Source organism: Luteimonas vadosa (genome assembly GCF_039543545.1).
Classification (GTDB): domain Bacteria; phylum Pseudomonadota; class Gammaproteobacteria; order Xanthomonadales; family Xanthomonadaceae; genus Luteimonas; species Luteimonas vadosa.
In genome coordinates, this window is the sequence record NZ_BAABJY010000002.1 from 1,169,391 (window position 1) to 1,195,670 (window position 26,280).

General features: G+C 68.8%; 23 protein-coding genes and 1 pseudogene. 14 read left to right on the forward strand and 10 right to left on the reverse strand.

All coding sequences use genetic code 11. The features are described from left to right. Positions 1 to 48: 48 nt before the first annotated feature. Positions 49 to 1,263 carry an HD-GYP domain-containing protein gene (locus tag ABD970_RS11260; RefSeq protein ID WP_345295556.1) on the reverse strand — a complete coding sequence of 405 codons (1,215 nt, stop codon included), beginning with the start codon at positions 1,261 to 1,263 and terminating at the stop codon, positions 49 to 51. A 188-nt stretch (positions 1,264 to 1,451) separates the two neighbouring features. Between ABD970_RS11260 and ABD970_RS11265 the strand changes: the two genes are divergently transcribed. Then, the gene (locus ABD970_RS11265; RefSeq protein WP_345295557.1) at positions 1,452 to 2,426 is read left to right on the forward strand and encodes an aldo/keto reductase; all 975 of its coding nucleotides are present in this window, start codon (positions 1,452 to 1,454) and stop codon (positions 2,424 to 2,426) included. A gap of 69 nt (positions 2,427 to 2,495) precedes the next feature. Then, positions 2,496 to 3,794, forward strand: a complete 1,299-nt coding sequence (locus ABD970_RS11270) for an NTP/NDP exchange transporter (RefSeq protein ID WP_345295558.1) — start codon at positions 2,496 to 2,498, stop codon at positions 3,792 to 3,794. Here ABD970_RS11270 and ABD970_RS11275 read toward each other — a convergent pair. Further along, positions 3,791 to 4,444 carry a Pr6Pr family membrane protein gene (locus ABD970_RS11275; RefSeq protein WP_345295559.1) on the reverse strand — a complete coding sequence of 218 codons (654 nt, stop codon included), beginning with the start codon at positions 4,442 to 4,444 and terminating at the stop codon, positions 3,791 to 3,793. The genes ABD970_RS11270 and ABD970_RS11275 overlap by 4 nt on opposite strands. Before the next feature lie 62 nt (positions 4,445 to 4,506). Between ABD970_RS11275 and ABD970_RS11280 the strand changes: the two genes are divergently transcribed. The 4 genes from ABD970_RS11280 (at position 4,507) to ABD970_RS11295 (ending at position 8,556) form a co-directional block, all read left to right on the forward strand. Beyond that, positions 4,507 to 5,448, forward strand: a complete 942-nt coding sequence (locus ABD970_RS11280) for a DMT family transporter (protein ID WP_345295560.1) — start codon at positions 4,507 to 4,509, stop codon at positions 5,446 to 5,448. Positions 5,449 to 5,523: 75 nt separating this feature from the next. Further along, positions 5,524 to 7,191, forward strand: a complete 1,668-nt coding sequence (locus ABD970_RS11285) for an AAA family ATPase (protein WP_345295561.1) — start codon at positions 5,524 to 5,526, stop codon at positions 7,189 to 7,191. A 2-nt stretch (positions 7,192 to 7,193) separates the two neighbouring features. Next, entirely contained in the window at positions 7,194 to 7,925 is a 732-nt protein-coding gene (locus ABD970_RS11290; protein WP_345295562.1) for a general secretion pathway protein GspB, read from the forward strand. 208 nt (positions 7,926 to 8,133) lie between these two features. Then, on the forward strand, positions 8,134 to 8,556 hold the full coding sequence (locus tag ABD970_RS11295; RefSeq protein WP_345295563.1) for a CBS domain-containing protein: 423 nt from the start codon (positions 8,134 to 8,136) through the stop codon (positions 8,554 to 8,556). Between the two features lie 61 nt (positions 8,557 to 8,617). On the opposite strand, the gene ABD970_RS11300 is transcribed toward ABD970_RS11295, so the two are convergent. Beyond that, a complete protein-coding gene (locus ABD970_RS11300; RefSeq protein WP_345295564.1) occupies positions 8,618 to 9,616 on the reverse strand; it encodes a zinc-dependent alcohol dehydrogenase family protein in 999 nt (332 codons plus the stop codon). 86 nt (positions 9,617 to 9,702) lie between these two features. Here ABD970_RS11300 and ABD970_RS11305 point away from each other — a divergent pair, with 86 nt between their 5' ends. From ABD970_RS11305 to ABD970_RS11315, 3 genes are read left to right on the forward strand one after another with little or no spacing between them, the layout of a single operon-like run. Continuing rightward, positions 9,703 to 9,945: an RNA-binding S4 domain-containing protein gene (locus tag ABD970_RS11305; RefSeq protein WP_345295565.1), complete on the forward strand. Its 243-nt coding sequence runs from the start codon at positions 9,703 to 9,705 to the stop codon at positions 9,943 to 9,945. Then, the gene (locus tag ABD970_RS11310; protein ID WP_345295566.1) at positions 9,942 to 10,502 is read left to right on the forward strand and encodes a LemA family protein; all 561 of its coding nucleotides are present in this window, start codon (positions 9,942 to 9,944) and stop codon (positions 10,500 to 10,502) included. Before ABD970_RS11305 ends, ABD970_RS11310 begins: the two co-directional genes overlap by 4 nt. Beyond that, complete coding sequence (locus ABD970_RS11315; RefSeq protein ID WP_345295567.1) at positions 10,499 to 12,244, forward strand: DUF2207 domain-containing protein; 1,746 nt, start codon at positions 10,499 to 10,501, stop codon at positions 12,242 to 12,244. Before ABD970_RS11310 ends, ABD970_RS11315 begins: the two co-directional genes overlap by 4 nt. On the opposite strand, the pseudogene ABD970_RS11320 reads toward ABD970_RS11315, so the two are convergent. The 3 genes and pseudogenes from ABD970_RS11320 to ABD970_RS11330 all read right to left on the reverse strand — a co-directional run. Then, positions 12,178 to 13,378 (reverse strand): annotated as a pseudogene (locus ABD970_RS11320) (COG3904 family protein); the annotation flags it as partial. The gene ABD970_RS11315 and the pseudogene ABD970_RS11320 sit on opposite strands and share 67 nt — an antisense overlap. A 165-nt stretch (positions 13,379 to 13,543) precedes the next feature. Further along, positions 13,544 to 14,428, reverse strand: a complete 885-nt coding sequence (gene bla / locus ABD970_RS11325) for a class A beta-lactamase (protein ID WP_345295569.1) — start codon at positions 14,426 to 14,428, stop codon at positions 13,544 to 13,546. A 67-nt stretch (positions 14,429 to 14,495) separates the two neighbouring features. Next, positions 14,496 to 15,509: a fatty acid desaturase gene (locus ABD970_RS11330; protein ID WP_345295570.1), complete on the reverse strand. Its 1,014-nt coding sequence runs from the start codon at positions 15,507 to 15,509 to the stop codon at positions 14,496 to 14,498. Between the two features lie 294 nt (positions 15,510 to 15,803). Between ABD970_RS11330 and ABD970_RS11335 the strand changes: the two genes are divergently transcribed. The 4 genes from ABD970_RS11335 to msrB all read left to right on the forward strand — a co-directional run bounded on the left by ABD970_RS11335 (position 15,804) and on the right by msrB (position 20,087). Continuing rightward, positions 15,804 to 17,492 carry an SDR family NAD(P)-dependent oxidoreductase gene (locus tag ABD970_RS11335; protein WP_425563087.1) on the forward strand — a complete coding sequence of 563 codons (1,689 nt, stop codon included), beginning with the start codon at positions 15,804 to 15,806 and terminating at the stop codon, positions 17,490 to 17,492. Between the two features lie 150 nt (positions 17,493 to 17,642). After that, positions 17,643 to 18,308, forward strand: coding sequence for an NAD-dependent epimerase/dehydratase family protein (locus ABD970_RS11340; RefSeq protein WP_345295572.1), 666 nt, complete (start codon positions 17,643 to 17,645; stop codon positions 18,306 to 18,308). Positions 18,309 to 18,414: 106 nt separating this feature from the next. Further along, a complete protein-coding gene (locus ABD970_RS11345) occupies positions 18,415 to 19,512 on the forward strand; it encodes a zinc-binding metallopeptidase family protein (protein WP_345295573.1) in 1,098 nt (365 codons plus the stop codon). A gap of 107 nt (positions 19,513 to 19,619) precedes the next feature. Beyond that, positions 19,620 to 20,087, forward strand: a complete 468-nt coding sequence (msrB, locus tag ABD970_RS11350) for a peptide-methionine (R)-S-oxide reductase MsrB (protein ID WP_345295574.1) — start codon at positions 19,620 to 19,622, stop codon at positions 20,085 to 20,087. 196 nt (positions 20,088 to 20,283) lie between these two features. Here the strand turns inward: msrB and ABD970_RS11355 are convergent, their stop codons facing one another. The 3 genes from ABD970_RS11355 to ABD970_RS11365 all read right to left on the reverse strand — a co-directional run bounded on the left by ABD970_RS11355 (position 20,284) and on the right by ABD970_RS11365 (position 23,606). After that, entirely contained in the window at positions 20,284 to 20,577 is a 294-nt protein-coding gene (locus tag ABD970_RS11355) for a hypothetical protein (RefSeq protein WP_345295575.1), read from the reverse strand. A gap of 177 nt (positions 20,578 to 20,754) precedes the next feature. After that, positions 20,755 to 21,693 (reverse strand): amidohydrolase family protein, encoded by a 939-nt coding sequence (locus ABD970_RS11360; protein WP_345295723.1) that lies wholly within the window; start codon positions 21,691 to 21,693, stop codon positions 20,755 to 20,757. 239 nt (positions 21,694 to 21,932) lie between these two features. Further along, on the reverse strand, positions 21,933 to 23,606 hold the full coding sequence (locus ABD970_RS11365; RefSeq protein WP_345295576.1) for a dipeptidyl-peptidase 3 family protein: 1,674 nt from the start codon (positions 23,604 to 23,606) through the stop codon (positions 21,933 to 21,935). Positions 23,607 to 23,952: 346 nt separating this feature from the next. On the opposite strand from ABD970_RS11365, the gene ABD970_RS11370 reads away from it, so the two are divergent. Beyond that, complete coding sequence (locus ABD970_RS11370) at positions 23,953 to 25,266, forward strand: alpha/beta hydrolase family protein (RefSeq protein ID WP_345295577.1); 1,314 nt, start codon at positions 23,953 to 23,955, stop codon at positions 25,264 to 25,266. Between the two features lie 160 nt (positions 25,267 to 25,426). On the opposite strand, the gene ABD970_RS11375 is transcribed toward ABD970_RS11370, so the two are convergent. Next, a complete protein-coding gene (locus ABD970_RS11375; protein WP_345295578.1) occupies positions 25,427 to 25,879 on the reverse strand; it encodes a hypothetical protein in 453 nt (150 codons plus the stop codon). Positions 25,880 to 26,280: the final 401 nt, after the last annotated feature.

The following is a 26,280-nucleotide window of genomic DNA, read 5'->3' on the forward strand; positions in this document are numbered from 1 at the left end:
AGATGCCATAAGCCAAGGCTGCGCGCCTCCACGCACGCGGGGGCGCGTCTACAGGTAGAGCTCGGACGGCTCGAGCCCGTAGGCGCCGGGTTCGAGGCTGCGCACGATCTTGAGCTCGGACTGCGGCAGCTGCGCGCGGTCCGCGAGCATCAGGTCCAGCGGTTCGAAATGGCTCCGCATCTTCTTCTCGGCGTCGGTCAGCAACATCATGGCGGGGCGTAGCCGGCGCGCCGGGTTCAACGCCATGATGATCGCGACCTCGCCATTGCTCAGTTCCACCAGGCTTCCGACCGGGTACACGCCCAGGGCCTGCATGAACTGCTCGATCAGTTCCTCCTGGTAGAGCCGCCCGCGCTCGCGGTACATCTCCTGCAGCGCATCGTGGCGCGGCTTGGCCGGGCGCCAGGGACGCTCGGACACCATCGCGTCGTAACTGTCCACGATGCCTGCGATGCGCGCCGGCAAGGGAATGTCCCCACCCGCCAGGCCCCGCGGATATCCCGAGCCGTCGTGGCGCTCATGGTGGTGGGCGAGCATGGCTTCGGTCGTCGGATGGGACAGTTCCGACTCCCGGTACATCTCCATGCCCAGCGCGACGTGCCCCTGCATGGTGAGTCGGTCCTGCGCCGAGAGCACGGTCGGCTGGCTCAGGATGCCGACCGGCAACCGGGTCATGCCGATGTCCAGCAACATCCCCCCCTTGGCGAGCTCGACGAGCTCGCCCTCCGGCAGGCCCAGCTGGCGCCCCAGCGTCGCGGCGAGCGCGCAGCAATTGATGGCGTGGCTGTACGCGTACTCGCCCCGCTTGCGCAGCGCCTGCAGCCAGAAGAACGCATCCGGGTTGCGCACCAGGCTCGACACGACAGGCTCGACGGTGGCCACGATCTCCGATTCCGGCACGAAACTGCCGGAGTCGAAGGCCTCCAGGATGCCGGTGACGCCCTCGGTAATGGTTTCCAGTGCCCGCTCGGCACGCGGCAGTTCTTCGACGACTTCGCGGGCGACGGCTTCGAATTCCCTGGTCCGGGACGCCTGGGGGTATCCCCCCCGTTGCAGGAACGGTGCCGCGTCAGCGTCGACTCCCTGCTCGACGTCGATGAAGACGTGCTCGCACAGGCCGCGCAGGTATTGCAGTTGCTCGTCGGTCTCGATCAGGAAGCCCTGGAGCGCGAAAGGCGTTTCGGTCCAGTCGCGGTCGAGCCTGCACACGTACATGCCCTTGCGCAGCTGGTCGACCTCGACCTTGCGTTCCTCGATCAACATGGGATCACGCGTCCTCCGTGGACCACCGTCGAAAAGATGGGCCATGTGCGCCCGAACGTCAAACGGCGCCTGGAACGGCCAACGGTGCCGGTGGAATGCCCCTGGGTGCCCGGGGGCATCCCCGGCCGCAACCCCGCGCGAGCCCGAATGCGGCATCATCGGGGAGCGCCCGCCAAGGAGGATCGACGATGGTGGATAGACGCGCCTTCCTGGCCTCGGCCGCGCTCGGCGCCGGCGCGCTCGCGCTGGCGCCCCTGGCGGCGTGCCGCCCGGACACCAAGAGCCGCAACGATGCCCGCGCCCACAGCGAACCGGCCTCCGTCGCGCCAGGCGCGAGCGGTGGATTGCTGGTGCGCGCGATCCCCTCGACGGGAGAGCGCATCCCGGTGATCGGCGTCGGGACGTCGGGCAGCTACGAGGTTCCGATCGGCTCACCGGAATTCGACAGGCTCGGGGACGTGCTGCGCATCTTCTTCGAGGGCGGCGGGCGCGTGATCGACACCTCGCCCAACTACTCCAATGCCGAGGAGGTCGTCGGCACGCTATTGGCGCGCGGCGGCTGGAGGGAGCACTGCTTTCTGGCCACCAAGCTGGCCGCCGACGACCGTCCCGCGCTGGAGGCGCAGTGGGCGGAGTCGTTGCGCCGCCTGCGCACCGACCATGTCGAGTTGCTGCAGGTACACAACCTCCGCAACATCGGGCAGGCGCTGCCCTATGCCCGTGAACTCCAAGCGGCCGGCAAGACGAGGTACGTCGGCCTCACCCACTACCTGGAGCGCGGACACGCGGAGCTCGAACGCCTGATGCGTGCGGAGAAGCCGGATTTCATCCAGGTCAACTATTCGGTCACCGCGCCGCAGGCGGCCCGCTCCCTGTTCCCAGCCGCGCAGGAACTCGGGGTGGCGGTGATGGTCAATCGCGCCTTCGACGACGGCAGGATCTTCGCCGAGGCGCGCGACAAACCGCTGCCCGCCTGGGCCGACGGGCTCGGCATCGCCTCGTGGGCGCAGATGTTCCTGCGTTTCGTGCTCAGCCATCCGGCGGTGACGGCTGTCATCCCGGCCACCGGCAAGCCCGGGCACCAGGCCGACAACCTGCGTGGCGGCATCGGCCCGCTGCTCGAGCAGGCGCAGCAGGAAGAACTGATCGCGATGTTCGGATAATGCGGGCGGCGCACCTGCCCGCCGATTCCATGCAAGACTCATCGCCCTGACCCGCAAGGGAGACGAGACTTGGGCGAAAGTGCGATCCAGCGCCTGCTGACGCGATCGTTCGACGTCGGGCGCGAGGAGGCCCCGGCGGTCGTCGCCGGCTTCTCGCTGTTATTCCTGCTGTTCGCCGGCTACTTCATGTTGCGCCCGGTGCGCGAGACCATGGGCATCGCCGGCGGCGTGGACAACCTGCAATGGCTGTTCACCGGGACGTTCGTGGCCACCCTGGCGGCGATGCCGTTGTTCGGCTGGGTCGCGGGCAAGGTGCGGCGGCGGCGCATCCTGTACTGGGTATTCGGGTTCTTTGCCAGCAACCTGGTCGGGTTCGCGCTGGGGATGCTCGCATCCCCGGACAACCTCGGGCTGGCGCGCGCGTTCTACATCTGGCTGTCGGTGTTCAACCTGATCGCCATTTCCGTCGCCTGGAGCGTCCTGGTCGACGTGTTCGCGGTTGCTCAGGCCAAGCGCCTGTTCGGGTTGATGGCCGCGGGCGCGAGCCTCGGCGGCCTGACGGGGCCACTGCTGGGCGTGTTCCTGGTCGGCCCGATCGGGCACGCCGGGTTGCTCCTGCTCGCGGCGATCCTGCTGGTCGCGGCCGCCTTCGCGGCCCACGCCGTGCAACGCTGGGGGGACCGGCACCCGGTGGATCCCGGCAGCGATGCGTTGCGGCGGCGCCCACTCGGCGGCAGTCCGTTCGCGGGCGCCACCGAGGTCTTGCGCTCGCCCTACCTGCTCGGCATCGCGGTGTTCGTGCTGCTGCTGGCCAGCGTCACCACCTTCCTGTACTTCGAGCAGGCGCGCATCGTGGAGGCGACCTTCCCCGACCCGACGCAGCAGACGCGCGTGTTCGGCATCATCGACGTCGTGGTGCAATCGCTGGCGATCCTGTCGCAACTGTTCCTGACCGGCCGCATCGCGAGGACGCTGGGCGTGGGGGTGCTGCTGGTGGCGGTGCCGCTGGTGGTCGCGGGCGGCTTCCTCTGGCTGGCGTTCGCGCCGACCTTCGCGGTCTTCGCCGTGGTGATGGTGGCGCGTCGCGCGGGTGAATACGCATTCGTGCGCCCCGGGCGCGAGATGCTCTACACCGTCGTCCCCGCGGAATCCAAGTACAAGGCGAAGAACTTCAACGATACCGTGGTCTACCGCGGTGCCGACGCGGTCAGCGGCTGGGTCAAGGCCGCGATCGACATGCTGGCGCAGCAACCTGCAATCGCGATGGTGATCGGCGCCGCGCTCGCCGTCGCCTGGGGCGTGACCGGAGGATGGCTGGCCCGGGCGCATGGGCGGCGGGCACGCGCTGTCGCACCCGACGGCGCCTAGCCCGCCCCGCTGCCACGGGCCAGCCATCGGTCCATGGCGAGCAATACCGAAGCGATCGACAGGATCACCACCAGGATCATGCCCACGCTCGCCAGGACCGAAGGCGTGGAATTCCGGGCGAGGTCGAGGAAGGGGTAAGGCGACCACGCTTCGATGGCCCGTTGGCGGAACACGATCCAGGCCACGAAGGCCAGCGGGAACGCCAGCCAGCCGTGCAAATTGCCCCAACGCAGCGCACCGTGCGGGGTCGCGCCCGCCCACCAGGCCAGGTAGGCGACCGGCACGACGTAATGCAGCAGGATGTCGGCCCACCACTGGGCGCCGGTGGGCTGCCAGAGCGAGTGCAGGACCACGGCGTACACGAGGGCGGTGGTGGCGATGTAGATCGCGATCCCGGCGCGGACGGTTGCCCTGGTGAAGAAGCCCGCGCCGGACCCGTCTTCGATCGCAGCGGCGGCCGTGGCCAGGACCACGAGGCAATTGCTGAGGATCGTGAAATAGCTGAAGAAGCGCAGCAGCGCCATTCCGGCGCTGATTTCGCCGCGCGTCGCCTCGAGCAGCAACAGGCATTGCAAGGCCAGGGCGAAGGCACCCACCAGCGCGATGGCGCCACCGAGGACCCGACGCACTGCAACCGGCCTGCGATCCATGTGCTCCCCTTTCATCCGCCGCACAAGGCACTATTGCCCGGACCCCGCCGACGCGAACGCGCATGAGTCCGACGACCAGAGCTTACTGGCAGATCCACTTCTGCGTCCTGCTGTGGGGCTTCACCGCGATTCTCGGCAAGGTGATCACGCTGCCGGCCCTGCCACTGGTCTGGTGGCGGATGGGGCTGGTCGTGGTCGCCCTGGCGCTGCTGCCACGCGTCTGGCGGGGCCTGCGGGCGATGCCGGCGCGCCTGGTCCTGTCCTACGCCGGCGTCGGCGTGCTGGTCGCGCTGCACTGGCTCACGTTCTATGGCGCGATCAAGCTCGCCAACGCCTCGGTGGCGGCGACGTGCATCGCCCTGGCGACGGTGTTCACCGCGCTCGTCGAACCGAAACTCGCCGGGCGGCCGTTCTCCAGGCGGGAACTGGCGCTGGGGGTGGCGGTCCTGCCCGGTGTTGCGCTGGTGGTCGGCGGAATCCCGGACGACATGCGCATCGGCGTCGCTGTCGGGGCGCTGTCGGCGTTGTTCGTGGCATTCTTCGGATCGCTCAACAAGCGACTGGTCGAGCAGGGCGACGCGCTGACCGTGACCGCCATCGAACTCGGGGCCGGGACCCTGGCGCTCACCGTGCTGGCCCCCGCCATGCCGCTGATCTTCCCGGCGTTTGCCGGCGAGCTGTTCGCCATCCCCAGTGCGCACGACCTGGGCTACCTGCTCGTGTTGTCCCTGGCCTGCACCCTCTTCCCCTTCGCCCTGTCGCTGGTGGCATTGCGCCACATGAGCGCCTTCGCGGCCCAACTGGCGGTCAACCTGGAACCGGTCTACGCGATCATGCTGGCGATCGTGCTGCTTTCCGAGCAGCACGAACTCAGCCCGCGGTTCTACTTGGGCGTCCTGGTCATCCTTGCGGCCGTGCTGGTTCACCCGCTGCTGTCCAGGCCCAGGGGACCGGCCCATCCGGAGTCGCTGGCGGTCTCCGAAGCCAAGGACCTGTCGGGCTGACGACACCGATAGGCACGGCTCGCGTGCCGCAGGCAATCGTGGCAGGCTGGCGACCCTCCTCCACGCGTCGTGCGCATGTACCTCGAGCACTACGGCCTCAACGAACCGCCGTTCTCGATCACGCCGGATCCGCGATTCGTCTACCTCAGCGAGCGCCACCGCGATGCGCTGGCGCACTTGCTGTTCGGCATCACGCAGGGCGGCGGCGGCGGCTTCGTGCAGCTCACCGGCGAAGTCGGGACCGGGAAGACCACGCTCAGCCGGCTGCTGCTCGAGCAGATTCCGGACAACGCCCGCGTCGCCCTCGTGCTCAATCCCCGCTTGAGCGCCACCGAACTGCTGGAAACGATCTGCGAGGAATTGCACCTCGACCTCGACGGCGCGCGCGGCAGCGCCAAGGCCCTGGTCGACCGGCTCAACGCCTACCTCCTCGACGCGTATGCGCAGGGCTTGCGCGTGGTGCTGGTGGTCGACGAGGCGCAGAACCTGCCGGTGGATGCCCTGGAGCAGGTCCGGCTGCTCACCAACCTGGAAACCGATACCCAGAAGCTGCTGCAGATCATCCTGCTCGGCCAGCCCGAGCTGCGCGACATGCTCGCCCGCCCCGAACTGCGCCAGCTGGCGCAGCGCATCACCGCCCGCTTCCACCTGACGCCTCTCGACGCCGGCGAGACCGCCGAATACATGCGCCACCGCTACCGGATCGCGGGCGGCCAACGCCTCCCATTCTCGGCACGCGCCCTGCAGCGCATCCATCGTCGCTCGGGCGGCGTGCCGCGGCTGACCAACGTGATCGCCGAGCGCGCCCTGCTCGCCGGCTACGCACGAGACGCAGCCACCATCGACGAGGCGCTCGTCGAGGCCGCCGCGAGCGAAGCCCTGCCGCCGATGCCCCACCGGCACAAGCGTGGCTGGTGGATGCTGGTCGGCGCAGGCGCCCTGGTCGCGTTGGTTGTCGTGGGTGTCGCGTTGTGGATGCGACCCTCGCCCCACGAGGTCGCAGGCCCCGAGCTGGCAATGGCCAAGGACGCGCCTGGTCCGTTGGCTGCCCAACCAGTTGCCAGTAGTCCAACCGAGACCCCCGGCCCGGCCGGCGACGGCATCCCCGCCATCGATGGCGACATGCTGGCGAGCGCGATTGCCGCCGCGACCGATTCGCCCCTCCCCGCGTGGTCGCGGCTGCTGGAGCAGTGGCAATTGCCGAACTCCAGCAGCGACGCCCAGGCCGCCACGCGCTGCACGCCAGCCCTCGCGCCAGGCGTGTTTTGCCTGCGCGGGCGTGCCCGGCTCGACCGGCTCGCGGCCATCGGCCGCCCCGTGCTCCTGCGCCTGCATGCAGGGTCGCGCGACGCCTGGGCGGTGCTCCTCGGCGTCGACGCCTTGCACGCGCGGCTCTGGCTCGACGGCAAGACCGTCGAGACCGACCGCATCGCGCTGCAGGATCATTGGCGCGGCGAGTACGTCGCGCCCTGGCGTGGCGAGCCCCTGCTGGCCGAACCGATGATCGAACCCCTCGCACCGGGCAGCCGGGGCCCGGCCGTCGATTGGGTCCGCGCGCGGCTGTCTCCGGGTTTCCTCGACCCATCGCTGGCCGAGGGGGAGTACGACGCGACGCTCGCCAATGCCGTGCGCCGGTTCCAGCGCGCGCATGCCCTGGGCGCCGACGGCGTCGTCGGCCCCGAAACCCTGTTCGCGCTGGCCTCGCGCCAACCCGGCCCCCGGCTCGTGACGAGGCTCGACTGACCGTGTCCCTGATCCTCGAAGCCCTGCGCAAGTCCGAGGCCGAGCGCCGCCGTGGCCAGGCACCCGACCTGCACGCCGAACTTCCGCCGCTGGCCCATGGGCACCCGAACCGCATCCCGCGCTGGGCTGGCCTCGCCCTGGCTGCCGCCGCACTCATCGCAGTGGCATGGTGGTGGAGCGGCACGCAACACACCAGCCTGGAGGCCTCCGCGCCAGCCGCGCCTTCGGAGGTCGTGCTGCAGCCCGAACCGGCAACCGCCACGGCGTATCCGCGCGTGGATCGGATCCCGCCGGCGCCCGCGCCACGCCAGGCGCCTGCATCTCCGCCGGCTCCTGCAGCGGTGCAGCCGCCGCCTGGAGTGCGACCCGGGCCGGCCACGGCCACGCCGCCGGACGCCACGGAGCGCACGCCGCCCGGCCCGTCCGTGGTCGACGCACCCGCACCCGCACCCCGCGCCCCTGCCGCGCCCCCGCCAGCCACGACACCGACCTCGCGCGCCGCCCCTGCCGTGCCGACCGTCGCCGAACTGCCGGCCGCCGAACGCGACCAGCTGCCGCCGCTCAAGCTCACGATGCACATGTGGAACGAACGTCCTGCGCAGCGTTTCGTGATCCTCGACGGCAACCGCCATGGCGAAGGCGACCGCATCGGCGACGCGACCATCACCCGCATCGATCCGGACGGCGTCACCCTGGAGCTCAACGGCCGCGCCGTGCGCCTGCCGCTGCGCTGAGCATCGTACTGCGTCGGCATCGCAGGTCCCCTGCACCGGCTCCGGCGACGCCGATCTCTTGCAGACGCGAACCATGCCTGCAACGCGCGCCAAGCCGGCGTCGAGGAGCCTTTTGAGCGGTCTCACGGCCGCATCGTCCGGCCGCGGTTCACGACATGACGACCGCCACGGCCGCATCCTGAGGCTTCCCCCTCGCAGGAGACCGCCCATGGACGTTCAGTCCGTCATGACCCCCAAGCCCGCCTGTTGCCAGGTGAACACCGCGCTGAAGGAAGTCGCGCAGCTGATGATCGACAACGACTGCGGTCAGATTCCAGTCGTCGACGACGCCGGCATGCCGATCGGCGTGGTCACCGACCGCGACATCGCCATCCGCGTGGTCGCCGATGGCCGCGACAGTTCGAAATGCTGCGCCAAGGATGCGATGAGCCCGTCGGTGCAGACCGTGCGCTGCGACAGCCCGCTCAAGGACGCGGTCTGCCTGATGGAAGCGGCCCGCGTCCGACGCGTGCCCGTGGTCGACGCCGACGGCAAGCTGTGCGGCATGTTCTCCCTGGCCGACCTCGCGCTGGCCGGCAAGGACGAAGCGACCGCCGGGGTCGTCAAGGAAGTTTCGGTTCCCAAGCACTGATCGGGCCCTGGCTCGAGCGCGATCCAGACGCCGCCTTCGGGCGGCGTCCTCGTTCCGGGCTTCAGCCGCCGATCGCTCCGTTCGGAAGCAACACGACCTTGCCGTCCCGCCCCCCCGAAGCTGCGGCAGCCACCGCCTGCGCGGCGTCATCGATTGCATAGGCGGTTTGCACGCGGGCGCTGAGCTGCCCTTGCGCAATCAACCCGGCCAGTTCGGCGAACAGCGCCGCCCGCACCTGCGGCTCCGCCTGTTTGTACCACCACGACAACCAGAAACCGCGCAGCGTGATGCCGCGGAAGATCAGCGAAGCCGGTGAAATCGCACAGGCCTCGCCGCCCATCGCGCCATAGTTGACCAGGGTGGCCCCGCTGGCCAGCGATTGCGCGAGCCGCTCGGTCGCCATGCCGCCAACGGCGTCGATGCCCAGAGTGATCGCTGCGCCACCCGTCGCCGATTCCACGCGCGCGGCCAGGTCGTCGCCGTCGACCAGCACGACATCGCCTCCCTGTTCTTCCACCACCTCGGCCGCGGACTCCCGCCGCACCACGTTGACGGTTCGGAGCCCGCGCGCCTTGGCCAGCTGGACGAGGTAGCCGCCGACCGCGGAATTGGCCGCGTTCTGCAGCACCCAGCTTCCCGGTGGAAGCTCGACGGTGTCGGTCAACAGCAGGCGGGCGGTCGGGGGATTCACCGTCAGCATCGACAGCTGCACGGGGTCCGCGCCCTCCGGCAAGGCCATCAGGGCCTTGGCGGGCGCAACCACGTGCGTGCTCCAGGTGCCGATGCCGACGGGCAGCAGGACCATCTGCCCAGGGCCCGGGCCGTGCGCGTCGGCACCCAGGGCGACCACGCGACCCACGCCCTCATTGCCACCGACCGCAGGCAGCGGTGGCAGCGTGCCGTAGTCGCCGGCCAAGGTGAGCACGTCGGAGGGATTGATCGGCGCGGCCAACACTTCGACCAGCGCTTCGCCCTGCCCCGGGGCCGGCGTCTCGCGCTCCACCACTTCGACCACGTCCTGCGGCACCGGCCCACGCCGGCGGTACTCGACTCGTTTCATCACGACCTCCCGGATGCACCAGCAGGGTAACCAGAACCGCTGCGCTGCGTTAGTCTCGGCAGCGACCCCCGACGACGATGACCGCCATGTCCCGAGTGGAATTCACCCTTGAACGCGACCACGTCGAATTGAACCAGCTGCTCAAGCTGGCCGGCCTCTGCGACAGCGGCGGCGCCGGCAAGGCGCTGGTGGCCAGCGGCGTGGTCCGCGTCGATGGCGTGGTGGAACTGCGCAAGACCTGCAAGATCCGCGCAGGACAGTCCGTGGCCGTGGGGGATACCGAAATCCGTGTCCACTCCGCAAGCACGCCAGGAACCGCCGCTCGATGAACCTCACGACAGCCGTCGCGCTGGTCCTGCTCCTGGCATTGGCCAGCTGGGCGATGCTTGCCTTCAACCGGCTGGTGCGCCTGCGCAACCAGGTCCGCACCGCATGGTCCGACGTTGATGTCCAGCTGGAACGGCGGCATGCCCTCGTCCCGCAGCTCGTCGGTGCCGTCAAGGGCTACGCCCGGCACGAGGCCGCCTTGCTCGAAACCGTGACCGAGCTGCGCGCGCGCGCCACCGCTACAAGCAGCCCGGCGCAACTGGGCGAGGTGGAGTCCGCGCTGGAACAGGCCATGGGGCGATTGATCGCATTGCAGGAGGCCTATCCGGACCTCAAGGCCAGCGACAACTTCCTGCAGCTCACCGAGCACCTGGTGGACGTCGAGGAGCAGCTCCAATTCGCGCGCCGCTTCTACAACGGCGCCGTGCGCGACTACAACGACGGCACGCAGCGCGTCCCGGACCTACTGGTGGCGCGCGCGTTCGGCTTCGACGACGCGGAATTCTTCCAGGCCGAGCGGGAAGCGCGCGAGGCGCCGCGAGTGGAACTGCAGCGATGAAGGGCGCGTGCCGATGGTTCCTGGTCGTGCTCGTGCTCCTGTGGCCCGCGACCGGAACGGCGCAGGAGCGCATCCTCGGCTACGACACCCTGATCGAAATCCTTGCCGGCGGCTCCCTTGAGATCACCGAACGGATCCGGGTGCGCGCCGAAGGCAACCAGATCCGCCGCGGCATCTACCGGGACTTCCCGACCCGCTACACCGACCGTTGGGGCAACCGCGTGGTCGTGGATTTCGATGTCCTGGGCGTCGAGCGCGATGGCCAGCCGGAAGCCTGGTTCACGGAGCGCCTGTCCAACGGCGTGCGCGTCAACACCGGAAACGACGATTACCTCCCCGTCCCGGCGGAATACACCTACACCTTGCGCTACAGGACCAACCGCCAGCTCGGGTTCTTCGATGACCACGACGAGCTCTACTTCAATGCCATCGGCACCGGCTGGGCATTTCCCATCGACCAGGGGAAGGTCGAGGTGCGGCTGCCCGAGCCTGTCGGGTTGGACGCACTGCGCGCGGAAGGCTACAGCGGCGCGCGCGGCATGCGCGGCCAGGACTTCACCACCGCTGTTCCGTCGCCCGGGGTAGCGCACTGGACGCTGACGCGTACCCTGCATCCCGGCGAAGGCCTGACCATCGTCCTGTCGTTCCCGAAGGGGGTGGTCGCCGAGCCGACCCGGGCGCAGCGCACCTCCTGGCTGCTCCAGGACAACATCGGCGTGCTGGTGGCCTTGGCCGGCCTACTTTTGCTTCTGGGGTACTGCGTCATCCGCTGGCGACAGGTCGGGCGCGACCCGGCGCCCGGCACGATCGTCGTCCGCTACGACCCGCCGGAAGGCTACTCGCCGGCAGGCCTGCGCTACATGCGCAGGATGAAGTACGACACGCGCTGCTTTTCCGCCGACCTTCTACTCTCGGCAGTGGAAGGCCTCGTACGGATCCGCAACGAGAAAGGTTTGCTTGGGAGGAAGAAGAAGTGGCAACTCAATCGGCGATACGTGAAAGCCGCTGAAATCCCGACCAGCGAGCAACGAGCCCTGCTCACCAGCCTCTTCCCGCACCATGCGGGCGACCTGATCCTGGACCAGGAGAATGCATCCACGGTGCAGGCTGGACTCAGGCGCCATGCGGCCGAGCTCGCGGATCGTTTCCAGCCGAAGTACTTCGCCAGTAACGTCAGCAGCATCGGTCAGGCCATCGTCCTGGCCGCCGTTTTCGGCGGGGGTGCGCTGCTCCTCGGCACCCAGGGCGCGCAGGTGCTGGTCTTCGCGCTCCTCGCGCTGATGGCCGTGACCCTCGTGGTCTTCGCCATCGTCATCAAGGCGCCCACGCGCGAGGGGCGCAAACTCATGGATGCGATCGAAGGGTTCCGGCGCTACCTGTCCGTCGCCGACAAGGACGACCTGGCGCGCCTGCCCGGCCCCCGGGCCGAAGGCGAACCCGTCCTGGATGCAGAACGCTTCGAACGACTCCTGCCCTTCGCTGTCGCGCTGGACGTGGAAGATGCCTGGACCGACAAGTTCACCCTGGCCGTCGGTGCCGCCGCGGCGGAAGCCGCAGCCTCCGGCATCCAGTGGTACCAGGGTGGCGGGAGCGACGGCATCGCCAATCTCGCCGATTCGATCGGCGGCGGCCTGAGCTCGCAGATCGCCTCGTCCTCGACCCCGCCAGGCAGCTCGTCCGGCGGTGGGGGCGGCGGGTCCTCCGGCGGCGGCGGGGGTGGCGGTGGGGGCGGCGGGCGCTGACCGCCGGCCCGCCGGTCAGCCGCTGGTATCGCGTGAACGAGCCTTGCGTACGTCGGCGCTGGGCACCACGTCGCGCGGGCGATCGAAGAAGGCACTGCGCACCGGATCGAACTCGCTCATCGGGCTGTCGTCGGGGCAGGTCTTGTCCGGGAACCCGAACCGCGGTCGAAGCGACAGGCCGCAGGCGTTGAGTTCGTCGACGTCCTTGTCGCCGGCCTTGCATTCGCGGTCGAACGCGCGCGCGAAGCTGTCGCGACGCAGCACGAAATCCTCGCCGCACTTGCGCATCAGCTGCAGCCGGTCGAGGTCGTCCTGCGCGGGGTTGGTGCCGTCCAGCCCGTACTCGCGCAACTCCTCCACGCTCAACAGGCGCAGGTTGCGGTTGGGCACGGCCATCATCAGGTCGCCCACCGCCACGGCCACGCCGTTGCGTTCCAGGTATTCCTTGACCCGCCCATAGACCGCCTGCAGCTCGGTATTGAGCTGCGCGCGCGTGGTCGCGGTCGAGCTCATGCGGATGATGCGGTGGATGCCGACCCGCCCGGAGATCATGCGCACGTCGCCCGCGCCGAGGATCAGCACGCAGGCGCTATGGCAGGACGCGCCCTCGCGCACCCAGATCGTCCAGCCCGATGCGCCGATGGCATCGCCGGCGCGGATCGCGTCCTCGACCTGGCCGCCCAGCGAATCGATGTCCAGGATGCGCTTGTCGATGTCCATGCGATTGGCGATCTCCGCCACGCGTTCCACCAGCGAGGTGAAGTCCGCGGTGATGTTGCCCTTGTAGCGCAGCCGCACCACGCCCCGCTCCTGGCAGGGCTTGAGCGCATCGACCACGTTGAAGAACCCCAGGTTGACCAGGGGCTCGCCGTCGCCATGCTCGGAGTAGTCGAGCTCGCAGCTGATCGAGGCCTCCCCGGAGACCACTTCCGCAGGGGGCCAGTCGGTCTCGCGCCGGATGTCGAATGCCGGGGGTGGCGCCTCCGGCGGCGCGCTGATGAAGGCGCCGGTGCCATTGGCTTCCACCGTGGCGCGGGCATCCTGCGCGTCCGCGCCGGACCGCCCTTCTTCCGAAGGCGGACCACAGGCAGCGAGCGCGACGCAGCAGGCCAGGGCGAAACAGAGCTTGGACATGCACACACGCGGGAAGTGGAGACGCGCCCGGCCCGAACTGGCCTCAAGCGTCGAGGCCAACAGTGTAGGCGCGCACCCGTCCGCGCTGCCTAACCTGCGATGAACCCGGGCATGGCGCACGCCACGCCCCCGGCAGCGCCGGGCACCTCCCTGGCCATGCCTCTGCTAAAGCGTGGCGACGATCCGTCCGACCTCAGCGAGCACCGCGTCGGCCTGCGCGGCCGAGGCGCTGGATCCGGCGTAATACGCCGTCACCAGCCGCGGGCCGCGCCCGGGCGGCCAGGCGATCGCGATGTCGTTGAACACGCCGTTGCCGCTGGTCCCGGTCTTGTCGCCGGCACGCCAGTCGGGCGGGAAGCCCGCGCGCAATCGCCTGCCACCGGTGGTGGAGGCGGCCAGCCAGTCTGCAAGCCGGGTGCGGGACGGCGGCGACAAGCTGTCGCCCAGCAGCAGGGCGCGCATGTCCGCCAACATCGCCGCCGGCGTGGTGGTGTCGCGCGGATCGCCGGGCGTGGCCTCGTTCAACTCGGGCTCGATGCGATCCAGCCGGGTGTGCCGGTCGCCAAGCGAGCGTAGGAAGGCGGTCAGGCCGCCGGGTCCTCCAAGGGTCGCCAGCAACAGGTTGGCCGCCGTGTTGTCGCTCACGGCGACCGCGGCATGGCAGAGCTCTGCCACGGTCATTCCCGGTGGGCCGGTGCGGGACTGGGTGACCGGCGAGTAGGTCACGAGGACCTCGTCGTCGAAGACGATCGGCCGTTCCAAGTCCTCCTCGCCGCGATCGACGCGTGCGAGCACCTGCGCCGCGGCGAGGAACTTGAACGTGCTGCACATGGGGAAGCGCTGTTCGCCGCGATGGTTGATGCGACGCCCGGTGTCGGCCACGTACACGGCCACGCCGAGCCGCCCGCCATGCCTGCGTTCGAGTGCCATCAGTCGCTGCAGGGGCGCCTGGCGACCCTGCGCACCGGCTGGGCGCAAGCCGAGGCCGGTTGTCGCGGCCAGGCCCAGGGTGGCGGCCAACAGGGAGCGGCGCGACGCGTCGACGGTCATCGCGCGAATATAACCGAGCCCGGCACGGCCGGCACCGGCTTGCTGGTGCGATCGACTGGGCGGAGTGCTAGGCCCGCGCGCGGCGCGGGAAACCGACCATCCGCTTCTGCTGCTCGTCCCAGAGCTTCATGCGCATGCTCTTCAGGCTGGTCCAGAGCGTCAGCTTGGGCGCCTGCTGCAGCAGCGGGCTGGACTCGTAGCATTCGCGCAGGCGGTAGTTGGGGATGCGTGTCGAGAGATGGTGCAGGTGGTGGTAACCGATGTTGCCGGTGTACCAGTGCAGGACGCGCGGCAGGTCGTAGAAGGAGCTGCCGGCGATCGCCGCCTCGTGCGAGTTCCATTCCTCCTTCCGGGTCCAGTACGCGTCCTCGAACGTGTGCTGCACGTAGAAGAGCCAGACCCCGAGCGCGCCCGCGATCAGCACGATCGGTAGGTGGACCAGGAGGACGGTCTGCCAGCCGATGGCGAAGCCCAGCAGCGCCACGACCAGCAGCAGCACCACGTTGTTGAGCAACACGCTCGCCCATTCGCGCTTCCACGAGAACGGCAGGTCGAAGGGGAAGCGATGCTTGATCACGAACTGGTAAGCCGGGCCGATGCCGAGCATCACCGGGGCGCTGCGGTAGAAGCGGTAGCAGAAACGCCGCCAACGGGACAGCGACTGGTACTCGCGCACCGTCAGCGTATCGATGTCGCCCATTTCACGGCGATCGAGGTTGCCCGACGTGCCATGGTGCACGGCGTGGGTCTTCTTCCAGTAGCCGTACGGGAACAGGGTCACCACGCCCAGGCAACGCCCGACGAGGTCGTTGAGTTTCTGGCTGGCGAAGAACGAGCCGTGCCCGCAGTCGTGCTGGATGATGAAGGTGCGCACGTACAGGCCCGTGGCGGGAAGCACGATCAGCAGGGTCCAGAGGTAGCTCCACCCCTGCACGACGCTCCAGGCCGCCAACGACCACAGGGCGACGAAGGGCACCAGGGTGTTGACCAGTTGCCATGCGGCGCGGCCGGCGTGCGGCTTCACGAACCCGGAGCAAAGTTGGCGCAAGTCCTTCGCGGTCGGGGCGGGATGGTCGGTCATGGCTTGGATGTTCAATGGCTTTGGGTGTGCATCGGCGAGGTGCGCATTGTGGCACCGATCCCGCACGGCACCGTGACCACTCGCCCAACTCGTTCATGTGGAGTGTCCAAGGCGCGCGTAGACCCCCGCCGGCGCCACGCGCCCCCAAGGACTGGCCAGGGCGTCGGTTGGCCGCGGGCGGCGCCTGGACGCGGGCACCCCGGTGCTCGAACCGCCCCGCAGGGCACGTCTCGCGCCCGACGCGAGGATGGCTCCGTTGCGGACCACTCGAATTGGCCGCGGAGGAGGCAGCGGATGACCAGCCCCCGGCGCCCGCAACCGATATCCTTCCCCGTCCACCTCGGGCGCTGCGTGCCGTGCGCCCTGCCTGCCACCCCACGGGACCCCCCTTTGACTGACGAATCACGCCCCTCCTGCCCGCCTGACGGCGATCCACTCCCCGCCCGCCTGCGTACCGCGCTGCAGGCACTCGAGGCGATCGTCGCCGACCGCAGCCTGCTCGACGCGCTGCCCGAGGAGGAGCGCACCCGATTGCTGCAGGCCGTGGCACTGGTCCACCACCCGGAACCCCGCGCCCGCCGGCGGAAGTCCCGGGACGCGGCACGCGAGCGCCAACAGGAAAAGGCCCGCAGGACCGAAGCCCTGCTGGACCGCACCGGCATCCGCACCCTGCGACGCAAACCGGTGTTCACCACGCCGAATTACTTTCCGCCGACGACGCAGGCGCAACTCGACCGGGACGCCCATCCGGCGATGGACAGGGGCGACGCCGAGTCGCCGGAGTTGCTGCACTGCTATGTCTGCAAGCGGAAGTACACGCAAGTCCACCACTTCTACGACCAGCTGTGCCCGGAGTGCGCCGCGCACAACTTCTCCAAGCGCACCGAAACCGCCGACCTCCAAGGGCGGGTCGCCCTACTGACAGGAGGACGGGTGAAGATCGGCTACCAAGCCGGGCTCAAGCTGCTTCGGGCCGGTGCCGCCCTGATCGTCACCACGCGCTTCCCGCGCGATTCGGCGGCACGCTATGCGCGGGAACCCGACTTCGACCAATGGGGACACCGGCTCGAAATCTTCGGGCTCGACCTGCGCCACACGCCCAGCGTCGAAGCCTTCTGCAGCCAGCTGCTTGCCACGCACCAGCGCCTGGACTTCATCATCAACAATGCCTGCCAGACGGTGCGCCGCCCACCGGCGTTCTACGCGCACATGATGGCCGCGGAGAACGCCGCGCTCGACGACCTGCCGGCGCAGGCGCGCAGGCTGGTCGGCCGTTACGAGGGATTGCGTTCGCCGGACCTGCTGCCGGGCGCATCCGGCGCCGTCGCGGGCATGGGCAACGCGGTCGGCGACGCCACCGGTCTGACCCGGGCCGCTGAGTTGTCGCAGGTGCCGCTGCTCGCGGACGAACTCCTCGGCCAGCGTCACCTGTTCCCGGAAGGCCGCCTGGACCAGGACCTGCAACAGGTGGACCTGCGCGATCGCAACTCCTGGCGCTTGCGGATGGACGAGGTGCCATCGGTCGAACTGCTGGAAACGCAGCTGGTGAACGCGGTGGCGCCGTTCATCATCAATGCCAGGCTCAAGCCGTTGCTTCTGCGCGTCCCGGACGGGGCGCGGGCGACCCGCGACAAGCACATCGTCAACGTCTCCGCGGTCGAGGGGCAGTTCTACCGCAACTTCAAGACCACGCGCCATCCGCACACCAACATGGCCAAGGCCGCGCTCAACATGATGACGCGCACCTCCGCCGCCGATTACCACGGCGACGGCATCCACATGAACAGCGTCGACACCGGCTGGGTGACCGACGAGGATCCCGTCGAGCTGGCCGCGCGCAAGCGGGTGCAGGAGCGCTTCCACCCCCCGCTGGACATCGTCGACGGGGCCGCGCGCATCGTCGACCCCATCATCCATGGCTTCAACACCGGGGAACACGTGTGGGGGCAATTCCTGAAGGATTACGCGCCGACGGAGTGGTGAGTCGGTGCACGACGCAAGGCGCATCCCCCCGAGCCCAAGCATTCGCGCGCGCCACCAGTTCCCCGTCCCGTTGCCGAGCCGCCCGCGTCCCGGCACCACGTTCACCGCGATCGCGTTAGGCTTGGGACGCACCCGGAACCGGAGCCAACCATGCGGATCCTCATCGCCGGAGCGACCGGCCTGGTCGGCCAAGGCGTCTTGCAGGCCTGCCTTGAGGATCCCGGCGTGGCCGCCGTGGTTGCCCTCGGGCGCCGCCCGACCGAATGCATCGATCCCAAGCTGAGCGAACTGGTCGTCGCGGACTTCGCCGAACTGGGCGCCGTCGAGGACCAACTGCAGCCTTTCGATGCCTGCCTGTACTGCGCCGGTGCGCCGCCGCTGGGCACGCCGGAAGGCGAGTACCGTCGCGTCACGCTGGACCTGACGCTCCACGTCGCACGGACGATGGCTCGCCTCAATCCCGGGATGACGTTCGTCTACGTGTCGGGCGCGCACTCGGACCCGGACAGCGCCTTCATGCCACTGCGCGTGAAAGGCGAAACGGAGTCCGCGCTCGCGGCGCTGCCGATCAGGACGATCATGCTCCGCACCGGCGGCGTCCGGCCGGTGGACGGCGTGCATTCCCCGCACGCGATGATGGAGACGCTGTACACGCTCGCAGACCCGCTGATGCGGCTGGGCGTGCACCTGATGCCGGGACAGATGACCACCACGACCCGCGTCGGCCAGGCGATGCTCGCGCTGTTGCGCCAGGACGATCCACCCGGGATCGTCGAGAACGACGAGATCAACCGCATCGCCGCCGAAGCGCCATGACCCGCAACGAACTTGGCCTGCGCGCGACCGGGGCACGGGAGGCCTGCTTGCCCGGCAGGTCCGGGCGACCGAACAAAGCCAACCTCCCTACCGGGCGACACCCTGCTTGAAGACCTTCCACTGCACCCGCTGCAACCACCAGGTTTTCTTCGAGAACGTGAGCTGCGAGCGCTGTGGACACGTGCTCGGCTACCACGAAGACGCGGGCGAGGTCAGCGCTTTCGAGCAGGACGACGACGGCGCATGGCGCTGCATCGGCGAGCACGCGAGCACGCGGCGGTACCGGCAATGCCGCAACTACGCCGTCGAGCGGGTCTGCAACCGCATGATCCCCAGCGACGACCCCCACCACCTGTGCCGATCCTGCCAGTTGACCACGATCATTCCGTCGCTGGCGTCGGGACGGAACCGGAGCTACTGGTACAAGCTCGAGCGCGCGAAGCGGCGCCTGCTGTACACGCTCGACATGCTCGACCTGCCGGTGGTTTCGCGGCGCGAGGAGCCCGGGACCGGGCTGGCGTTCGAGTTCCTGGAGTACTTCAGCGGCGGCCCGCCGGTGCACACCGGTCATTCCGACGGACTGATCACCATCAACATCGCCGAGGCAGACGATGCCCACCGCGCCAGCACGCGGGTACAGATGGAGGAACGCTACCGCACCTTGCTCGGTCACTTCCGCCATGAGATCGGCCACTACTACTTCATGCGGCTGATGGAAGACAGCCCGATGCTGCCGCAATGCCGGGAATTGTTCGGCGACGACGAACTGGACTACGGCGAGGCATTGCAGCGGCACTACGAGCAGGGTCCGCCCGACGACTGGCAAGCCTCCTACGTGAGCGCCTACGCCACGATGCATCCCTACGAGGACTGGGCCGAGACCTGGGCGCACTACCTGCACATGGTCGACACGCTGGAAACGGCCGCGGCGTGCGGGATGGCGCTGACGCCGGAGCATCCGGAGGAACCGGCCATGCCGGCCGAGCCACTGGACATCGAGACCCAGCGATTCCGCGACATGATCGCGCGCTGGTTCCCGCTGACCTATGCCATGAACAGCCTCAACCGCAGCATGGGAACGCGCGACAGCTACCCGTTCACCCTGACCCCGCCGGTCGTTCGCAAACTGCGCTTCATCCACCACGTGATCCGCACGCAGGGCCAGGCGCAATCGCCGATCGTGCTGTCCGCCAGCCCCGCCTGACTGGATCGACCCCGTTCACGGATGACGGCGTCGCCTTTCGTCGACATTTGTATCCGATCCGTCCATCCCCACCTCTGGTATGGACGACCGATCCGCAAGGAGCCCCGATGACCGATTTCGACCTCAGCCCGCCCACCGATGCGCAGCGCGCCGAACTCACTGAAGCCCTGGATGTCGACGAACGCCGCGTGCTGCTCCAGCACGGCACCGAAGCGCCGGGCTGCGGCCTTTTCCTGGACAACAAGGACGACGGCGTCTACACCTGCCGCTTCTGCGGACTGCCGCTGTTCCGCTCGAATGCCAAGTTCGATTCCGGCACGGGCTGGCCCAGCTTCTTCGAGCCCTACGACCCTGACCACGTCCGCATCCTGCGCGACACCAGCCACGGCATGATCCGCGACGAGATCGTCTGCGCACGCTGCGGCAGCCACTTGGGCCACGTCTTCCCCGACGGCCCGCCGCCCACTGGGGAACGCCACTGCCTCAATTCGGTGTCGCTCCAATTCACGCCCCGCGGCGAGCCGTTGCCGGATCCGTTGGGGCGTGGCGGCGCCGAGCGCGCGACGGCGGACTGATCGTCCCCGACGCTCCCGAGTGCGCGTGGCCTTGCGTGGCCACGGCGTCGGAAGGGATCGGCTCGACCGCGTTTTGCCAACGCCCGTGTCATCGGCCAACCCGCGTCAAACCACGGGCATCATCGTGATGTCCGTCCTGGCTCACCCTCGCTGGCGGCAGGGCTTGGAGCCATCGAGTGGCGGCCGGCTGTCCCGTTCAGGCGAGAAGCGGTGCGCCCGTGTAATCCGTCGCGTTGCCTTGCGCGTCGCGGATGCGCAGCCCTTCCGGCTTCTCGTCCAGCTCTCCGTCGCTGCGTAGTACGGCGTAGCGGCGCGAATCCGGGTCGAACAGCACCACGACCTTGTGCGTCTCGGATTTGCGGACGAATTTCAGGCCCCAGCCGAAGCGTTCCAGGGTGTAGAGCATGCCGACCTGTTCGGGCGTGAGTTCGCGCCGCATGAGTTCGGTGGGCTGGCGCTCGACCAGGCGTCGTTCGGCGACTGCGTGCATGAATGCTCCCGTTCCGCGGCCGGGGGGCACCCCGGATGCCCGAGTCTTACACGACTCGGGGCCGGAGGGAAACGGGCTGCCGGTGCCGGCCGGCCCCGGGCCCGGCGCAGCCTTGACGAACGGCTCGCGTCGATGTCCGGCGGGCGCTTCGACCGCACCCCTTTCCTGGACCCGCTTCTAGTCGCCCGCCGGGGCGCGTGGGGCGTGGTCCCTGGCGACCTGCTCCAGGGTCAGGCGCAGGAACCGCGCGGCGTTGTTGTAGAGGATGTCGCGTTTCTGCCCTTCGTCGAGGAAAGGCGCCGTCTCGATGGACTTGATCGCTTCCCCGATCGCCCCCGGCCAGTACATCTGGTCCGAACCGAACAGGATGCGTTTCCCCATGCCCGCGTCGACCATGCGCTTGAGGGCGGCATGGAACTGCGCTCGCGGGAAACCCCAGTTGTTCATCGCCACGTCCACGTACAGGTTGGGGTGGGTGAACATCATCGCGATCATCTCGTCGACCAGCGGCGAGCCGTAGTGCATGACGTAGATGCGCAACTTCGGGTGCCTGCGCAGCACGTCCTCCAGCAGGAAGGGCGAACCCATGCTGGCGCGGTAGGCCTCGTAGCCCGGCAAACGCGCCGCCGCCGGCGGGCCTTCCCCCAGGTGGAGCGCGACCGGCACGTCCAGTTCCTCGGCCAGCGAGAAATACGGCGCGTAGCGCGCGTCGTCGGGGCGATGGCCCCGGTACTGGATGTAAACCTCGCCGAGCACTTGCAGCTTGCCTTCGGCATGCAGTCGCCGCAGTTCGTCCACGGGCTTGTCGGCGCGCGCACCGAACGCGACGCCGGGGATGATGACGTCCCCGCCCGCGGCGTCCCGCCAATCGGCCACCAGCTCGACCGGCCCTTCGGTCACCGCGCGGCGCACGTCGTGCCGTCGCAATGCGGCGAGGCTCGCATCGCGCAGTTCCGTGGCGCTGGCCGGCGCGAGCAAGGGCGCGGCGCAGGTTGCAAACGCGCCGAAATCCACTTCCTCGGCCGGGTCGATCACCGGGACCAGCACATCCTGGTCGCCGGGGCAGGCGGGCGCCCCGGGGGGAAATTCGTCCATCGGGAACGCATGCAGGTGCATGTCGATGACCGGGCGGCCTGCCACGGGGCCGGCGGGCTCGGACGCCGCCACGGGCAGGCTGGCTGTTCCGCAAAGGACCGCCGTGGCAACGCCAGCGAACACTGTCAGGAATCGTCTGCTGCGCACTGGTGTCTCCCTGGTTGGTGATGCGACGTTCCCGGCATCAACGGAACACCCGGGGGCGACCGGCCAATCCGCCCCCTGTTCCGATCGCCCGCCCGCCTTGCGCGCTGGCCTTGCTAGAGCCCGAGCACCTCGCGACCCTGCCGGAACACGATGTCGACCGGGATGTCCTTCTTGGCGATCCGGTCGAGGTCGGCCTGCAGTTCCGGGCCGACCTTGCCGTACTGCTCGATGAACGCGCGCGCGCCCTCGTAGTCGCCGTCGCCCTGCAGGGTCAGGATCCTGGCCGACAAGGCGTCCACCGCGGCCTGCATCTTGTCGAAGTCCACGCGGTAACGGCCGCCGCCGTCGCGGGCAAACGCGCCCTGCTCGCGCAGGAAATTGAACGCCGCCATGTTGGCCTTGCCATGCGCGCTGCTGGCGCCGAAGCGCACCGAGCGGAAGATGCCGGCGAGGAAGGTCACGTAGTTGTCGTCCAGCTTCGCCTTGTCCAGCTCGCCCATGTCGCCGAGCTTGCCGATCATGTACAGGCCCAGGATGTCGGCCTTGCCCTCCTCGTAGCTGCTGGCCAGGTCGGTCAGCGCCTGGCGCACCGTGCCCTTGCCGTCCAGGGTGTTCTTGATGCCCAGGCCGTGGGCGACCTCGTGGAACATCACGTTCTCGAAGAAGGCGTCGAAGGTGATGTGCTCGCGCTGCTCCGGATCGATCAGCTCGTTGGCGATCGGCACCAGGATCTTGTCGAACTTGGCGCGCATCGCGTTCTTGAGCTGCAGCCGGCGCGAGCCCTTGGCCAGCTGAACCTCCTCGTCGTTGGGCAGGTTGATGGCGATGGTCTTGGCGCCGGAATTGGCGTCGCCGCCGTAGTAGATGGCGTCATAGGCATTGAGGTCGGCGTCGGTGCCGGGGGTCTCCGCCTTGTACTTCGCGTCCACGGGCAATTCGCGCTGCAACGCGGGCAGGTGCTGCGCGAACTTGGCCAGCCGCTCGCTCCACTCGATGTCGCGCACCAGCACGAAGGCCTCGAACGCCGCCTTGGTCCCGAACAGCGCGTCCTGGTAGCTCTCGATCGGTCCGATCACCACGTCGATGGGACTGGTCTTCATGTCCATCCAGGCCATGTCGCTCGGCTGGTACTTGCCACTGACCAGCGCGTCGGCGCGCAGCCCCAGGTACTCGCGGAAACCCGGGTCGCTGGCGACCTTCGCGGCCTGCCGCAGCAGGTCGGCTGCCTGTTCCAGTTCGGCCTTGTACGCCACGTGGTAGGGCACGACGACCAGCTTGCCACCTTCGTCGCGACGCAGAAGCGTGTACAGACTGTCCTTGTCCGGCAGGTCGGCGGCTTCGAACTCTTCCTTGGTCATGTCCTCGGGATAGAAGCGCGCGCCGGGCGGGCGCGGCCCGATGCCGTCCACGAAAGGTTTGTCGTCGTCGAGCCGGTCCCAGGGGCCGTAATTGATCTCGACGAAGCGCCGGGTCGCCGGGTCCTCCACCTTGGACAACAGTGCCTGCTTGTCGCCCCACACCTGTTTCCAGAACAGCGCGTCCATGATTTCGCCGGCCTGCAGCAGGAGCACGATCGCCTGGCGGTCGCCTTCGGGCAGCTTGGAGAGATCGGCGTTGAGTTCGACCTCGGCGTAGGACGCGACCTTGGCGGCGATGTCGCTGTCGGCCTCCGTCGCATCTGCCGGCGTCGCGGCTGCGGCGGGTTCGGTCGGCGCCTTCTGCTGGCAGGCGACAAGGCCGCCGGCCAGGGTCAGGGCGAGGGCAAGTGTCAGGGGGCGCAAGGGCATGACGGGCTCCGTTTCGGGAAAGGCGAGCATGCTAAAGCACGCCGCGGAAAAAACCCGTCAACCGGCCGGCGCCGCACGGCAGCGCGCCCAAGGCGTTTTGACCGCGTCGGGGCCGGGGTCCATGATCGGGGTACGCTGCACGCGCCCCGGAGGGCAGGTGTTCGGTTGCCGCGGGATGCCGCTTGCCATGTTGGACACCGGCGTCCGTGCGCCGCCTCCGGCGACGGTCTAGAGCGAACTGGCCATCCCGGGGACGCCCGCCGGCTTGGGCCCGCTTCCCTCCGTCCCGAGTCGAACGGCAGCAGGCCAGCGTCGACGATCCCGCCCTCCAAAGGAGTCCCGTCCCATGCGCATCCCTCTCGCCAAGTTGCTGCTGGTAGCGATGCTGGCCTGTGGTGCCGTGCCGAGGCCGGCCCACGCCGCCGAGCCGGATCCCTGGGCGTATTTCGGCCTGTACACACTGCAGGACGGCACGTTGTTCCATGGCGGCCTGCTGGAAGAAGGCGATGCCGACATCTGGATCTTCGGCAATCCCGAGCGGCCAGGCCTGGGGGGCGTCTATCGGAAAGCGTCCGCGACGCGCTTCGAATCGCTGCTCCGTCCCGGCCAGGCGCTGAGCTTCTCCGAGCTGGTCGACGGCCAGTTCCAGCGTATCGACCTCCACGCGACAGATGGACCGGCGCAGACCGGTCGTCGCGGCCCGCGGAACACCCGCCGCGACGTCCAGATCCCTGCGGCTGGTGGCACCATCGGGGCATCGCTGCTCGCGCCCGCTTGCCGTGCGCCGCATCCGACGGTGGTCTTCGTCAACGGTTCCGGCCGGACGACGCGCCAAATCGGCGACTTCGCCACCTTCCTGCTCGACCAGGGCATGGCGGTGCTGGTGTACGACAAGCGCGACGGCGATCCCGCGACCCCCGGCTGGCAGCAGCAATCCCTGACGGAAATCGGCGCCGATGCCGCCGCGGCCCTCGCCTGGGCCGTCGCGCAGCCGGAGATCGACCCGCGACGCACCGGCATCTTCGGTTCCAGCCAGGGCGGCTGGACCGGTGCGATGGCGGCCGTGGGCGATCCCGGCGCGGACTTCCTGATCGTGCGCGCCGGTCCCGGGGTCACCGAGACCGAAGCCCTGCTCCACGAAACGCGCAACGAGCTGCGCGCCGAGGGGCTGGCGGGCACCGACCTGGACAAGGCCATGGACCTGCGCCGCGAACTGTACGCACTGGCCGTGCAGGGACGCCCCATCTCGGAAGCCGATGCGCTGGTCGCGCCCTGGCGGGACACGCCGTGGTACCGCAAGGCCTTCGGGGACAAGCCGGTCAGTGAGCTGTGGAGCGCGCGCTGGTGGGGGCGAGCTGCCGACAGCATGTCCATATCGCCCGTCCCCTACCTGGAACGCTACGACGGGCCGGTGCTCTGGTTCCTGGGCGAGGACGACGAGAATGTCCCGCTGGTCTCCAGCCATGCGGCGCTGTCGCGCACGTTCGCGCGCATGCCGGGCGACGACCAGACGCTCGTCGTCCTTGAAGACGCCCCGCACAGCTTCGTGGTCGACGCGCAGTCGCCCGACGCACGCTACGCGGACGACTACCTGCCGACCCTGCGCGACTGGTTGGCGACCCGCACGTTGTCCCGGCGCGGTTGCCACGCCGGCAAGTGACGAAAGCGGACGGAGGGAATCAACGCCATCGCCTGCGCCCTGGTTCGCTCAGCGGCGAGCGTGGAAGAAGGGAATCAGCGCCATTGGCTTGCGCCCTGATTCCTTCAGGTCCTCTTCGACCGCGCGGGCGGCGGTTCGTCTCCGCCACGCGCCGGTGGGCTTACTTCGACAAGGTGACCCGGTGCATCTGGTACTCGCCGGTGATTTCGCGCATGGACGGATAGTTCTTCACGAGTTCGGCGTTCTCCGCCTCGCGCGCCGCTCCCCACTCCTTCATGAACGCATCGTAGCGGGCCTTCGAGGGGCCGAGGGTGGAGTCGTCCTTGAACTTGGTCACCAGCAGCACGTTGAAGTCGCCGCTCAAGGGCAGGTCGCTGGTATAGATGAAGTAGTCCTCGATGTGACCCAGTTTCTTCGCGACGTCCTGCGACTGGGCCCAACCTTTCTGAAGGCCTTCGAGGTAGTGGTTGACCATGTTCGCGTGGACCTTGACCGTGACGATGTTCCAGACCTCCTTGCCGATGCCGTAGTCGTGGTGCGGCTTCAACTGCGCAAACGCGGAGGACGCGAACATGAGTGCAAAGAGGGTGGCAAGCAAACGTAGCTTCAACATCGTGGACTCCCTGATCGGCCGCCGGGATGGCGACCTTCCTGAACCTGCAAAGCGATGAAACGACGGGCGAACATTGCATCGCGGGGACCGTCGCTGCCGGCCGCCAGCGGACCGTGGCCGTCCACGGCGGTCGTCAGGCGTCCTGCCCTGGTGATCGAAGTTCCGGGGTCGCGAGCCTGGCGTTCCCGCAAAGCATTGCGCCGCGGTTGATCGAGCATGCCGCTTGGTCCGGCCCGAACTGCGATGGAAAACGCCACCCGGGAAACAGGGCACCAGACCTTCAAGGCGCCGGCAGGGCCGGCCAATTTCGTTCGCCAATAACCATTCAACGCCTGGCTGCTCCGGGACCGGCCACCGCGCGGCAGGCTCCCGGAACAGGCGGCCCCTTGCGTGCTGCGTGT

Coding starts and splice junctions, on each gene's coding strand:
- ABD970_RS11260 (WP_345295556.1), bottom strand. CDS start 1,263: ATGTTGATCGAGGAACGCAAGGTCGAGGTCGACCAGCTGCGCAAGGGC.
- ABD970_RS11265 (WP_345295557.1), top strand. CDS start 1,452: ATGGTGGATAGACGCGCCTTCCTGGCCTCGGCCGCGCTCGGCGCCGGC.
- ABD970_RS11275 (WP_345295559.1), bottom strand. CDS start 4,444: ATGGATCGCAGGCCGGTTGCAGTGCGTCGGGTCCTCGGTGGCGCCATC.
- ABD970_RS11280 (WP_345295560.1), top strand. CDS start 4,507: ATGAGTCCGACGACCAGAGCTTACTGGCAGATCCACTTCTGCGTCCTG.
- ABD970_RS11285 (WP_345295561.1), top strand. CDS start 5,524: ATGTACCTCGAGCACTACGGCCTCAACGAACCGCCGTTCTCGATCACG.
- ABD970_RS11295 (WP_345295563.1), top strand. CDS start 8,134: ATGGACGTTCAGTCCGTCATGACCCCCAAGCCCGCCTGTTGCCAGGTG.
- ABD970_RS11300 (WP_345295564.1), bottom strand. CDS start 9,616: ATGAAACGAGTCGAGTACCGCCGGCGTGGGCCGGTGCCGCAGGACGTG.
- ABD970_RS11305 (WP_345295565.1), top strand. CDS start 9,703: ATGTCCCGAGTGGAATTCACCCTTGAACGCGACCACGTCGAATTGAAC.
- ABD970_RS11310 (WP_345295566.1), top strand. CDS start 9,942: ATGAACCTCACGACAGCCGTCGCGCTGGTCCTGCTCCTGGCATTGGCC.
- ABD970_RS11315 (WP_345295567.1), top strand. CDS start 10,499: ATGAAGGGCGCGTGCCGATGGTTCCTGGTCGTGCTCGTGCTCCTGTGG.
- bla (WP_345295569.1), bottom strand. CDS start 14,428: ATGACCGTCGACGCGTCGCGCCGCTCCCTGTTGGCCGCCACCCTGGGC.
- ABD970_RS11330 (WP_345295570.1), bottom strand. CDS start 15,509: ATGACCGACCATCCCGCCCCGACCGCGAAGGACTTGCGCCAACTTTGC.
- ABD970_RS11335 (WP_425563087.1), top strand. CDS start 15,804: ATGACCAGCCCCCGGCGCCCGCAACCGATATCCTTCCCCGTCCACCTC.
- ABD970_RS11340 (WP_345295572.1), top strand. CDS start 17,643: ATGCGGATCCTCATCGCCGGAGCGACCGGCCTGGTCGGCCAAGGCGTC.
- msrB (WP_345295574.1), top strand. CDS start 19,620: ATGACCGATTTCGACCTCAGCCCGCCCACCGATGCGCAGCGCGCCGAA.
- ABD970_RS11355 (WP_345295575.1), bottom strand. CDS start 20,577: ATGCACGCAGTCGCCGAACGACGCCTGGTCGAGCGCCAGCCCACCGAA.
- ABD970_RS11360 (WP_345295723.1), bottom strand. CDS start 21,693: ATGCACCTGCATGCGTTCCCGATGGACGAATTTCCCCCCGGGGCGCCC.
- ABD970_RS11365 (WP_345295576.1), bottom strand. CDS start 23,606: ATGCCCTTGCGCCCCCTGACACTTGCCCTCGCCCTGACCCTGGCCGGC.
- ABD970_RS11370 (WP_345295577.1), top strand. CDS start 23,953: ATGCGCATCCCTCTCGCCAAGTTGCTGCTGGTAGCGATGCTGGCCTGT.
- ABD970_RS11375 (WP_345295578.1), bottom strand. CDS start 25,879: ATGTTGAAGCTACGTTTGCTTGCCACCCTCTTTGCACTCATGTTCGCG.